Source organism: Rhodocytophaga aerolata (assembly GCF_030503435.1).
Classification (GTDB): Bacteria; Bacteroidota; Bacteroidia; order Cytophagales; family 172606-1; genus Rhodocytophaga; species Rhodocytophaga aerolata.
Genome location: NZ_JAUKPO010000018.1, coordinates 137,279 through 149,568, shown reverse-complemented (window position 1 = coordinate 149,568; position 12,290 = coordinate 137,279). Strand labels below are relative to the sequence as shown.

General features: G+C 40.3%; 11 protein-coding genes and 1 pseudogene. 10 read left to right on the top strand and 2 right to left on the bottom strand.

Going from position 1 to position 12,290, the window contains the following annotated elements; all coding sequences use genetic code 11:
* Positions 1–555 precede the first annotated feature (555 nt).
* Entirely contained in the window at positions 556–1,533 is a 978-nt protein-coding gene (locus Q0590_RS24245) for a GlxA family transcriptional regulator (protein ID WP_302040206.1), read from the top strand.
* A gap of 229 nt (positions 1,534–1,762) precedes the next feature.
* Here Q0590_RS24245 and Q0590_RS24240 read toward each other — a convergent pair whose 3' ends face one another.
* Both Q0590_RS24240 and Q0590_RS24235 read right to left on the bottom strand, forming a co-directional pair.
* Positions 1,763–3,217 (bottom strand): TlpA family protein disulfide reductase, encoded by a 1,455-nt coding sequence (locus tag Q0590_RS24240; RefSeq protein WP_302040205.1) that lies wholly within the window; start codon positions 3,215–3,217, stop codon positions 1,763–1,765.
* Between the two features lie 456 nt (positions 3,218–3,673).
* On the bottom strand, positions 3,674–6,079 hold the full coding sequence (locus Q0590_RS24235; RefSeq protein ID WP_302040204.1) for an ABC transporter permease: 2,406 nt from the start codon (positions 6,077–6,079) through the stop codon (positions 3,674–3,676).
* 455 nt (positions 6,080–6,534) lie between these two features.
* Here Q0590_RS24235 and Q0590_RS24230 point away from each other — a divergent pair, with 455 nt between their 5' ends.
* The 9 genes and pseudogenes from Q0590_RS24230 (at position 6,535) to Q0590_RS24190 (ending at position 12,220) form a co-directional block, all read left to right on the top strand.
* The gene (locus tag Q0590_RS24230) at positions 6,535–6,867 is read left to right on the top strand and encodes an ArsR/SmtB family transcription factor (protein ID WP_302040203.1); all 333 of its coding nucleotides are present in this window, start codon (positions 6,535–6,537) and stop codon (positions 6,865–6,867) included.
* Positions 6,857–7,354 carry an SRPBCC family protein gene (locus Q0590_RS24225; protein ID WP_302040202.1) on the top strand — a complete coding sequence of 166 codons (498 nt, stop codon included), beginning with the start codon at positions 6,857–6,859 and terminating at the stop codon, positions 7,352–7,354. The genes Q0590_RS24230 and Q0590_RS24225 overlap by 11 nt, the downstream gene beginning before the upstream one ends.
* A gap of 350 nt (positions 7,355–7,704) precedes the next feature.
* Positions 7,705–8,097, top strand: coding sequence for a YybH family protein (locus Q0590_RS24220; protein ID WP_302040201.1), 393 nt, complete (start codon positions 7,705–7,707; stop codon positions 8,095–8,097).
* A 27-nt stretch (positions 8,098–8,124) separates the two neighbouring features.
* Positions 8,125–8,658 carry a VOC family protein gene (locus Q0590_RS24215; protein ID WP_302040200.1) on the top strand — a complete coding sequence of 178 codons (534 nt, stop codon included), beginning with the start codon at positions 8,125–8,127 and terminating at the stop codon, positions 8,656–8,658.
* Positions 8,659–9,602: 944 nt separating this feature from the next.
* Positions 9,603–10,037 carry a hypothetical protein gene (locus Q0590_RS24210; protein ID WP_302040199.1) on the top strand — a complete coding sequence of 145 codons (435 nt, stop codon included), beginning with the start codon at positions 9,603–9,605 and terminating at the stop codon, positions 10,035–10,037.
* 72 nt (positions 10,038–10,109) lie between these two features.
* A complete protein-coding gene (locus Q0590_RS24205) occupies positions 10,110–10,559 on the top strand; it encodes a copper resistance protein NlpE (protein ID WP_302040198.1) in 450 nt (149 codons plus the stop codon).
* Positions 10,560–10,648: 89 nt separating this feature from the next.
* Positions 10,649–11,248, top strand: coding sequence for a porin family protein (locus Q0590_RS24200; RefSeq protein ID WP_302040197.1), 600 nt, complete (start codon positions 10,649–10,651; stop codon positions 11,246–11,248).
* A 345-nt stretch (positions 11,249–11,593) separates the two neighbouring features.
* A pseudogene (locus Q0590_RS24195) lies at positions 11,594–11,815 on the top strand (copper resistance protein NlpE N-terminal domain-containing protein); the annotation flags it as partial.
* Positions 11,816–11,839: 24 nt separating this feature from the next.
* On the top strand, positions 11,840–12,220 hold the full coding sequence (locus Q0590_RS24190; protein WP_302040210.1) for an META domain-containing protein: 381 nt from the start codon (positions 11,840–11,842) through the stop codon (positions 12,218–12,220).
* Positions 12,221–12,290 lie beyond the last annotated feature (70 nt).

Below are 12,290 nucleotides of genomic sequence, written 5' to 3'. Positions count from 1 at the left end.
GGGATGGTTGAGAAATATTGGGCATAGCCTACCTGGTTCAGGTACTTATGCCCTGTAAATGAAGAGTGTAATAGATGTAAATATTAGTTGATTAGTTACTGGATAAGCACCTTTTCTGAACTGACCTTGGAGGGGGTATGCGATTTGATCGTGTAGGTACCTTTATTCTACTGCCTACATCAACGTTTAGCGTAGAGGACTGGTTAAGACTGGAAAAATACATTTTCTGTCCTGTCATTGTAGACACCTCTTTGTTGACCTTAGGATCTGACCTACTTTGAATCTGGAAAGGCAGCAGATAGGCAGGATAAATCAGGTGATTAAAAACTACCTCCAGGGACAAAGCACATTCAGGATGGCGCTCAGAATCATTAGGACTCTTAAAAGGCCGGTGAAAATCCAGTAACGTATAGTGCCTTTTTTCCATTGTTTAAAAATTAAGTACATTGCAAAGATATTGTCTTACTTTGACTTCGAAAGGGTGTATAAACGACAATATGAGGGGCTATCTACGCCAGTTTATTTCGATCTATCCTTAGCATCTAGTGAGTTACCATGAAGCATCTTTCCATTTTAATTCCTGATGGGCAAGCCAACCTGATGAAGATTGTCGGTACCCGCGAAATATTTGAACTTGCCAATGAAATCTTTGAAGATCAAGGCTACGACCCGGTGTTCACCATCCAGTTCGTGGGATGTGCACAGCAACACGCCTTTGTTAGAGGGTTTGTGTCGCTGACACCAGAACTTCATTTTAAGGAAGTGGATCGGACCGATTTAATCATTATCCCTGCTATCGAGGAGGAAGAAGTGGATGCTTTCCTTGTTCGGAATCAATCTTTGCTGGCCTGGCTCATAAATCAATACCGGCTAGGTGCCCAAATTGCTAGCCTCTGTACAGGCACGTTTTTGCTGGCCGCCACAGGTTTACTCGATCGCAAGCAATGTTCAACCCATTGGACTGCTGCGGATGAATTTCAAAAACGCTTTCCAAAGGTAAAACTGGTGACCAGTAAAATTATAACGGAGGAAAAGGGTCTATATACCTCTGCCGGCTCGTTTTCTTCCTTCAATCTCCTGCTTTACCTGATCGAGAAGTTGTATGACCGGCCAACGGCGGTGATTTGTGCAAAAGACCTGGAGTTAGACATTGACCGCCGCAGTCAATCGCCTTACGTGGTATTTGCCGGTCAGAAGGATCACGAGGATGAGGGGATTCGGCAGGTACAGGACTACATTGAAGCAAATACCGGCGAGAGGCTAACGGTTGAAAGTCTGGCTGCCCATTTTGCAATAAGTAAAAGAAACTTAGAAAGACGATTCAAAAAAGCCACTCACAACACCCCAGTAGAATACATCCAGCGAGTAAAGATGGAGGCGGCCAAAAAGCAGTTGGAAACAAGCCGGAAAACAATCAATGAAGTGATGTATGAAGTGGGTTATATGGATGTTAAAGCCTTTCGAACGATTTTCAGGAAAATAACTGGCCTGTCTCCCTTGGAGTACCGGGCCAAGTATAATGAGGAATATTAGACATTAGGCACTTGTCTTTTCCAGCTATAGGTTGACAACAATGTTGCCTCAATTTTTCTACAAATTATGGCTGAGACAAGTGGAAAAACTTCCTAATAGATGATTATTCTTGCCTACACATAAAGTTACTCTAAAGGGTGGTAAAACGATACTTCCAGTAATAGGAAGAGATCAGTTTTGATTTACTATATAGCAAACACATCTCTACTCCCTCTTTGCTCATTTATGCTTACCTACCTGTCTGCTGATCATGAATGGTCTTAATCTGCATTGTATCACTGGGTTTAGGAGCCTTTTGTTGGAGAATCTTCCCTTGTTTGTCTATCAGCATAAAATGAGGAATAGCTTGTATTCCATAGGCCTTTGCTACCATATCTGTGGCATCAAATAATTGTAGCCAGCCAGGTTGATCTTTCTGCAATGTTTTCTGCCAGGCAGCATAGCGGTCCCATAGGGCAATACTGATGAAGACCACATCACTCGCTTTGTATTGCTGATATAGTCTTGCCAGATGAGGTATTTGCTCTTTACAGGGGCCACACCAGCTCGCCCATAGATCTATATATAGGATTTTACCTTTGAACTCTGCCAAGGTGTAGCTTTTTCCATTAATGTCTTTTAATGAAAAAGCAGGTGCCTGATCTCCATTCTTCAATGCTGTCTGCTCTTTTTCCAGCTCTTCATACCTAGCAGCCTGGGTAGTATCCAGATAAGCAAGCAGCTTTTGATCGACTATAACCTGCCTGTAAACCTGAAGTGTAGCCATCATTTGGGTAAAGTCCTCTTTAGCCGCATGCGATTTGGTCATGTCACGCCATAGATACATACCCAAAAGGTAATCCCGCACCTTTCCGCTGTAATTTTTCATAGCAAACTCATACCTGTAGAGGGCAGGAATGCTATCAGGTGAAACCCGGTAATTGTTTGTGGCCCAGTAGGTGTAGCGGGGTAAATACTGGAGAAAATTCCGAAATCGGGGTGAGATCAGGTTGGCTGCCTGATTTAACTCTTTTTTCCATGCTCTGCCAAGTATTCGATCGATCATGGCTTGGGGGGCTTTGGAAGTATACCAAGCCTGATCATGGACGAGTGCCATCAGTTCATATTGGGTTTCCAGGTAAAGCATATGCTCAAAATCTTGCTCATAGGCATCATCAATGGATTTGGCAAATACCTGCTTTCGGATAGCATCGGATAATTGCCTGCGTCTATGGATATAGTCTTCAAAATCTGCTTGGGCAAGCATAGCAGGTTTTCTATACTTTTGTACAAACAAGGAATCAGCTAGGGCTTTCTCGATAAGGAGAAAATAGCTGTTAGCCGCTTTGCGCTTACCACCGACTTGCACATTCTTCAAGTCAAGCATATCTATGGATAGCTGCAAGCTATCTCCGGGAGCAAGCAACAGACGAGGTCCCAGGGTTCTGTTATTTTGATAATTTATTGTTGCTAGCACAGGTCCGGTGATTTTATATGTCTGCAGATGAAAAGAGTCATCCTCTTTCAGGTAAATAGTATCCATGTATGCTATACCTGAGGGGACTGTCCAGCTCAGCAGATACATCCTGTCCTGGAAAGGATGGCTATGAATAAATTTACCGGCTATTTCCACTCTTTTACCGACTCCCTGTGGATGGGAGAGAAAGGGGAGGAAAAGCAAAAGAATGAATAAATGCAAGTTCATATGACTAATCACGAGAAGAGAGTCAAAGAATAATTCTCTAATCAGGTATGCTACCGCTTACCAGGTAAATACTTGAGTAAGTAAGCTACAACTCATTAGCACAATATAAGACTATAAACAACAAATATCAATTTGCTTTTAATACTCTGCTATCCATCCAAAAAACTACTATCTAATCAAATTATCATAAAAGATAGCAATGGTTGAAATTATCCCAAAGAGCAAGTTAAAACAATTCCCCCTTTCTTTTAACTTCAGAGGCATGCCTATTGAATCTGTTCTTTTTTTCTATTTTCAAAGAAGTAATTCCAGCCTCTATTTCCCTCCAGTCAAAGGTAGCAGTCCATTGCCGCGTTTGCAGGTGCGTTGGGTGTGTGTTGTCATGTGCGGCACTTGCTTCCGGGTGGTTAAGAATGTGTTAGTATATTCTCAATATATATTGTCATACAACTTTTGTTAATCCGTTTTTAAATTGTCTGCCGGATTAGTTAGCGTGGCTTTAATTGTAGTGGCAGCAATCGTGCAGATTGAAATGAAAAGCAGAACTGTTATAGGGATCGCATATAAATCCCAAGACTGATTGATCTTATAAGCAAAATTATTCAGCCAGCTATTTATTCCATAGATACTAATGGGTAAGGCGATGATACTGGCAATTAAAATGAGTTTGAGAAAGCCACTCATTAGCAAGAAAAGAATACTCCCTGTTGATGCGCCTAACACCTTTCGTATGCTGATTTCCTTCATTCGTTGGCTAATGGAGAATGAAGCCATTCCCCAAAGACCAAGGCATGCAATGATAATTGAAAGGAGGGCAAATAGACTAACCACCTGATGAAATTGTTGATCTTGCCCATATTGTCTATCAAAAAAGTCATCAAGAAAAAAATACTCAAATGGTTTTTCAGGAAATGTTGCCCTATATAATTTCTCAATTTGATGTATCGATTCCCTCCAATGGGCGTTTTGAAGGTGTACTGACAGATAAGCTCCGCATATTTTTCTGGAAGCTAACACTTGAGGCGAAATGGGTGTTTTCAGCGAACTCCAATGATAGTCCTCCAAGACGCCTGCTATCTCAAAGGTGTCACTGTCAACAATCAGTTTCTCCCCAATTACATCTTCCTTTTTATCAAAACCAAATGTTTTCAGCGCCATCTCATTGAGTAAAACTGACTCTCGTTGTTCAGGCATACCCTTATACCAACCACGGCCAGATAATAAAGTCATTTTGTAGGTATCAATAAAATCAGGATCAGCGAATACAACTTCTCCGCTTTTATTTTCTTCTACCCCAACCCCATCTTTTCGCATGCCAGTCCCCCAATTGTATCCACCCCCTGGTATGGCCTCAGAAGTGGCTACCTGCTTTACCATTGAAAGATTCACTAGCTGGGACTTTAAGGAAGCTACCCTGTTCTCAATTCTGGAGTCAGTAATGGATCCTGGCCCCTTTATGACAAGCATTTTATCACTATCAAACCCTTTATTTTGAGCTTGCATGAAATAAAGTTGTCGGGTTACGGCAAAGGTACCGGCTGTTATCAAAATTGAAATTGAAAATTGAAATACAACTAACCCATGACGTAAAGAGAATTTCCTGGAATGACTAGCATTCATACCTTTCAGTACGGTAATAGGCTTGAAAGAAGATAAAACTAGTGAAGGGTAGATGGCTGCTATAAAACTTCCAAGGAAAGTAAAAACACAAAAGGCAATCCAGAGGTTAGGATTGGCAAAATCCAAGCTAAGCGTTTTATTGACCACCTGACCAACAAAGGGTAATAGTACATACGCAATGCCAATAGCCAAAAGTCCACTGATTACATGAAGGAGTAATGATTCTGTTATGAACTGTGAGATAAGCTGATACCGTTGAACTCCGAGGGTTTTTTTTATCCCCACTTCTTTTCCCCGTTCGGTAGCCCGGGCCGTTGTCAAGTTAATATAATTTATCCAGGCAAGCAGTATAACCAGCATGGAAACGGCAATAAAAAAATACAACGTATCCATACCGATGGTAGGGCTCATCTCCAGATTGTATCCAGGGGTTAAATGAATATCTGTTAGGGGTTGAAGCATTATGGAAGCTTTGCCTTCTATTCTCTTGAGTTCCTCTCCCTGGTATTTTTCTATAAATGAGGGTAATTTATTCTGCAGTGTTTCTAAGTCTGCCCTCTCGCTTAATTCGAGGTAGGTTACAAAATTGCCTTCCGTACTGCTTCCACTGCTGGACTTATAGAATTCACTTTGTAGTAAAGAATGTGTAGGGATCAAAAAGTCAAACTTGAAATGAGAAGCACTTGGAACATTTTGAATGACAGCGGTTACGATGTAGTCCCCATTTGTCCACCAGCTTCCTGATACATTCAACACCTTTCCGGTAATTTGCTTTTGGTTTCCAAAATACTTACGAGCCGCATTTTCTGTGAGAACAATTGCATTTGGCTGATCTAGTGCCCTTTGAAGATTGCCCTCAATGGTCTGGTGAGTAAACATCTTAAAATAGTTGGAATCAACATATTGTATGTTCCCGTCCTCATAGAACTGGACGCGTTTGGATGGGCTGTCATTAGTACTAATGACAGCACCCCCATGAATAAGGTGAGTTCTAACGAAGCTATTGACCTCAGGAATAGTTGCTAGGAGTGCAGGGCCTTGTCCAAAATCAGAGAGAGGATAAGTTCCTCTCAATTCTCCATTGATATAAAAAGAAGATACAGTCCGATAAATTTGATTAGCTTTTTGATGATGTCTGTCATAGCTAAGTTCAAAGGCTACAAAAGACAATAAGATGAGACATACGGAAAATCCGATAGATAGACCAACTATATTGATAGCAGAAAACACTTTCCGTTTCATGAAATTCCGGAATGCAATTTTTATGTAACTGTATAACATACGTGTGTCATTTATATAAATTCAAAATGTCCTCTTCGTGATTCAAAGATGAAATTGATCAAATCGCTTGCCATTGCAGATAGGGTGCTTGCTTAGACAGGAAAAGCAGTTTTTGAAGTTAAATGCATCAGGCGGGTGTACGGAAACGGACACTCTATTGTCCGGTTTAAGAACAAGTAAAGTAAAAGTTATCGAGTTAAAAAAAATGAGTAATTCAATAACAAGATGTAGTTATTTTAACCGCCCCTTTCTTGTGACTTTAAAGTTTTATAAATTAATTAAGATCATCTATCTTCTTTCCAGCTCTTACCCAAACTTTAGAACTGACAAGTTAAACTTTCTAAAAAAACAGATAAATGTTTGCGCAAGTGAATACTTGCGTATAAATTTGCAAGCACATACTTGCCTATTATGTTATGGAACCCAGAAGAGATGTATTTCAAGCTATAGCCGACCCCACAAGACGAGAGATCATTCGACTTGTGGCTAGCAAATCACAAAACGTGAATGCATTAGCCCATCAGTTTAACATGAGCAGGCAAGCCATTTCCCTCCATGTGAAAATATTACAGGAATGTGGGGTGATAGCCATCACTCAGGAAGGCAGAGAACGCTATTGTTCTTTGCAAGCCGAGAAACTATCAGAAGCCTGGCAATGGCTAGAACCCTTCCGTCAACTGTGGCAGAACCGCTTTACTCAACTTGACAATCTATTAACTCACTTAAATTCACACGATCATGAAAAGTAGTCTTTTAATGAAATTTGACGTTGATAAAGAAAACAACACAATCAACGTCGGTAGAGAATTTGCGGCTCCCCTTGCAAAAGTATGGGCTGCCTGGACCCAAAGCGAGCTGCTAGACCAATGGTGGGCACCTAAACCTTGGAAAGCTAAAACCAAAACAATGGACTTTCGGGATGGTGGCTATTGGCTGTATGCTATGATTGGCCCACAAGGAGAACAACATTGGGCAAGAACAGACTATCAATCCATTACAACATTAAAGGGTTACCTAGCCATTGATGGCTTTTGTGATGAGCAAGGCGTGATTAATCAAGAACTGCCTCAAAATAAGTGGCAGACAAATTTTACTCAAAACACAGACACAACTTTAGTAGATATCCAGTTATCTTTTGACACCTTAGCCGATCTAGAGAAAATTATTGAGATGGGCTTTAAAGATGGCTTTATAGCAGCACTTGAAAATCTAGATGAGCTTTTAGAGCCTAAATAAACTAACAAAGTGCTAACCTGCTAAAAGCTTTACATGTGGCAACATACAATAATTCATGTATGTTGCTATGTGCAAGGCTCCTTTTTTTGGACAGAGGTCAATGAGATTCAGTAGTTCCCCCTTTTTCCCATACATGAAGTTTTAGCATGGAGGAATTATATTAACTACCATTTTAAATTCCTATAAATACTTGAAAGAGGGTAAAACAAGTGAGCAAACAGTTGACCACATAGTTCCAAAATGGCATTGTCACAATGATGCCCTCCCAATATTGTTTTTACATCCCAAAAAGAAAAAGATGTACACCTTTTTTTTCATATTCTCAAGCAATCACCTCTCATCCTAGCCTTATGAGTATAACCAACAAGGATTCAAATCAGCAGCAAATACGGAAAGTAATAGAGGATTGGGCACAAGCCATCCGCGAGATGAACATGGAAGGCATCTTAGCAGCTCATCCAACAGATGTACTCATGTTTGATGTGGCTCCTACTTTACAAGCTAAAGGAATTGCAGCCTACCAAAAGACCTGGAAATTGTTCTTTCAATACAGTAAAGGGGGAAAAGGATCTTTTGACTTTGTGGATTTGCAAATTACTGCTGGTAACACAGTAGCCTTTTGCCATGCTTTACTTATCATTGGTGGGGATCAACCACAATGCCGGCTTACTTTGGGACTAAAAAAAGTGGAAGGAAAATGGCTTATTGCCCATGAGCACCATTCAGCTCCCTGCCAACTCTAATTGCTAACCTAAACCCTTATCTACCTTATGAAGCCTATCGTGCTATTTTTAACATTCAACAAGGATGCCCAAGAGGCAGTTAATGTCTATGTTTCACTTTTTTCAACCGTATTCGGCACGGCTAAAGGTGAGTCCAAAATAGTAAAAACTACCCGCTACGGTGAGCAAGAACTAAATGCATTGACTCAGCTACCAGAGGTGGACAAAGATATCATGCCAGGGCCTGCCGGTTCTGTAAAACATATCCGCTTTCTGCTCAATGGACAGGAGTTTGTTGCCCTGAATGGAGGTGGTTATTTTGGTAAGTTTCATGAAAGCATGTCCTTATATGTTACTTGTGATACACAGCAACAAATTGATAGGTTGTGGCAAACACTTTCTCAAGGAGGCGAAGAGCAACCTTGTGGGTGGGTAAAAGATAAATATGGTATATCCTGGCAGATCGTTCCAGGTATTGTCATGGATATTGAGGAGGGAGATGACCATCAAAAATCACAGCGGGCGAATAAAGCCTTGTATGGGATGAAAAGGATAGATATTGAAAAAATAAGGCAGGCGTAATTGATTCGATTAAGAGTTTTAGATATGCAATGCTAATTGTTTAGCGGTCATACTAAGGTTAGCTGAAGGAGAGCAACTCAGGGCTTTTTCCTCATATAAAGGGAGCGTTTTAATGCCAACCTTCTATGAAAAAACATGAAATTCCTTAAGCACTAAACCTAGACTGAAGAAGTGAAAATAACTCCCCCTTTCGAGTAACTCGCCTCTTTTGTGAAATTAAGAAAGTAAGCTGGATTTGTTAAAAAAAATAACCTCTTTCCACAAAGCGAAAACAAGGACCGAAAATTAATAAAGGGTAGGATTTCACTGGTATTATATATTATATATTTAATTATCTGCCGATCAGATATTTATATGATAGCATGATTGCTAATTGAAACAGTATTGATGCTCTTAGTAAGAAAAAATTAAATTGATATTATAAGAAATTTTTTGTTTTTCCTGTGCTGTTAAATAGAAGCCATTTGTTTTATATCATTTTCCTGTTTTTAGATACTCCCTTATGAATTGGTTGTTTTATCGAGTGAAAAATAATAGTTAGAAGTGTAGATTTTTAAAAACATTTTTTGTGCCTATAAGTTATATTTCAGCTGGTTAGCTGTAACATAACTTAATTTGCGCCAATAACTACCTATTGACAAGTTAGTTTTACGGCCCTTTTCCTGTATTTGCAATTGCCGGTTCTCTGCATTCTGCATAAATGTAAATATTAAACAATGGTGCATCAGATACCCTGCATTATTGTTTGCAATGAAAAATATACTTTACGGATAGTTAAATTGTTGTGAGGTTATCAATCCGGGCATAGAAGATTCGGTGATTGAAGTTTTACCACTATACTGATTAGCTGAGAGATTACCCCAAAATCTTCTGTGAAACTCAGTTGCATAGTCAATAGTCAACTAATTACTCTTTTGATTTCTTATACCCAACCTACTCCTATTATGAAAAGAAATGTATTTTTTCCAATCATGGGACTCTTATTGCTGGCGGCTTCCTGTACCCGTGAGGAAGTAGGTCCTCAAGGCCCGGAAGGGCCACAAGGGCCACCAGGAAATGCCAATGTGGAAGCGGTTATTATTGTCAACCAACCGTTTACTTTTAACCAGCTTGCCAATGTGTATCAGGTACTGGTGGATGTACCTCAAATTACCGGCGAAATCCTGAGTGGTGGCACTGTATCTGCATTTATTGCTCCTGCTAACAGCAATAATACTTCCTGGACAGCTTTGCCCGGAAGATTTTCAACCGAGATAACCAGTATTCCGGCCGTGCACTTTGATTTTCAATACTCTTCCGGTAGCGCTACTATTTATTCAGTTACTAATCCTGCTTTTGGGAATGTAGACTTAAAAATTGTAGTAGCAGCCGGTAATTGATGGCTAAACAAACGACAGCTCATCTGATTCCACTTCCATCTCATGACTTTGTTTAATAACCTATTATTTTTTATGAAAATAAACCTGATCCTTTCTCTGTTAGCAGCGTTGGTTTGGTCTTGCGGCAGTAGCTCTACCAGGCAATCGGACACTGCTACTGCTTCTACTGATACCATTTCTGTAGGAGCAAACAATTCGCATAATGCCCGCAATTCACTCGATTATGAGGGAACATATACCGGCATACTTCCCTGTGCAGATTGTCAAGGAATAGAAACAGAAATACGCTTGTATGCCGGAAATTCTTTTGTAAAAAAAACCAGGTATCTGGGTAAAAATGATCCGCAAGTATTTGAAACAACAGGCGCTTTTACCTGGAATAAGGCCGGCAATACTATTATTCTGGAAGGTGCAGAAGGAGCCAATCAATACCTGGTAGGAGAGAATACATTAACCCAGCTCGACCAGCAAGGCAATAAAGTCACCAGCCAGCTGGCAGACAGGTATGTCCTGAAAAAATGATAGTTGAATTTCCCGGGTAATGGTTTCACGTTACAGCTTCTGCTTGATAATAAACTTTCAACCGTTTAAACTTTCACTCTTTTACTGCTATGAAAACCAACATTATTCTCTCAGCTATTTGCCTGATGATGAGCTTTACCGCCTATAGCCAGCAAGACGAAAAAGCTTCTGTCTTTTCTATTATTCCACAAACTGGTTTTAATCTCTCCAGACTCACTTCCGATGCCGCTGATGGGGTCCGGATAGGCTACCAGTTTGGTGTAAGCACACGTATCGGGAGACGGCTGTATGCGCAGCCAGGGTTCTATTGGATGCGTCAGAATCCGCGTTTTATCGGGGGAGACCCTATAGGTGGCGGCAATGACATCACCGAAGAATTTACCATAAGTGGTTTTCAAATAAAAGGTCTTGCAGGCTATAAAGTAGTGGATACGCGTATTTTTAAATTACGTGCACAAGCCGGCCCGGCCTTTTCCTGGGTCAGCGGGGTAAAAGACAATCGTTTTGAGCTGGAAAAAGAAGATTTTAAATCAAGTATCTGGGGAGCGGAAGTAGGTGGTGGTATCGATCTATTCTTCCTGACACTGGATGTAAACTATGAATTTGGTATTTCAAAGGTATTCAATTCCATTTCGGATGCCCGCAATAATGTGTTATTCATTACCTTAGGGGCACGGCTTGATTTTTAAACAGGCTCAACGTACTGCAGAAAAAAATACTCCCTGATAATAAGTTAAAAAAAAGCCTTTCTGATACAATTTGTTTTGTTTTTAAGCACCCAATTCTTACACCTTCCCATCATATGCCAATAAAAGTTGTTCTCCTTTGATGATCCTATCAGGTATTGTAATGATCAACACAAGGAAATAGGTAATAACTAAATGATTGATTATGGATATGCTATTCACAGTATGTTGGACTCTTAGTATTAGCTTGGTAGTTACTCATTGCATCGGCACTCGTAAAACAAGCGAAAACTCTCAAAACTCTCTTGACTGGAAAGGTACCTATAGCGGTGTAGTCCCTGTGCCGATTGTGAAGGCATTCTTACAAGAATCTCTTTGCGTGATGGCAACACGTACGATCTGCAAACACGTTACCCGGGAAAGAGCGAGGATGCTTTTTCGTCTAACGGAAGTTTCGAGTGGAATAAAGCGGGTAATCAAAGCACACTTAAAAACAGCAAGGAAGGAAGGGCGCCGATATATTATAAAATTGGAGAAAACCAGGTGACCCAATTAGGTCTTGACGGAAATCCTGTAAAGGGTAATCTTTCCTCAATGAACGTACTGGTGAAAGAAGATGAACATAATTTAAATAAATACTGGAAGCTAATTGAAGTGAACGGCAATGCCGTTATAGCTGAGGCAAATCGCAAAAGAGAGCCACACATGATCCTTCATACAAGCGATAAACGAGTAACCGGCCATGGTGGATGCAACAGCTTTACAGGAACCTTTCAACTAGGAGCCAATAATGGCATCTCCTTTTCTCCCTTAGCAGCCACTAAAATGTTTTGTAATAATATGCAACGAACTGAAGACTTACTGTTTAAGGCTCTTCAAAATGCAGACAGCTATTATTTAAGCAACGACACCTTGCAATTGACAAGAGCACGAATGGCACCACTTGCAAAATTTGTGGCTGTTTATCTAAAATAATTCTGCCCGTTGTTACCCATACGTATGTTCATGAACCATAAAAAATGAACTGGCAATAAAAAACTAATCA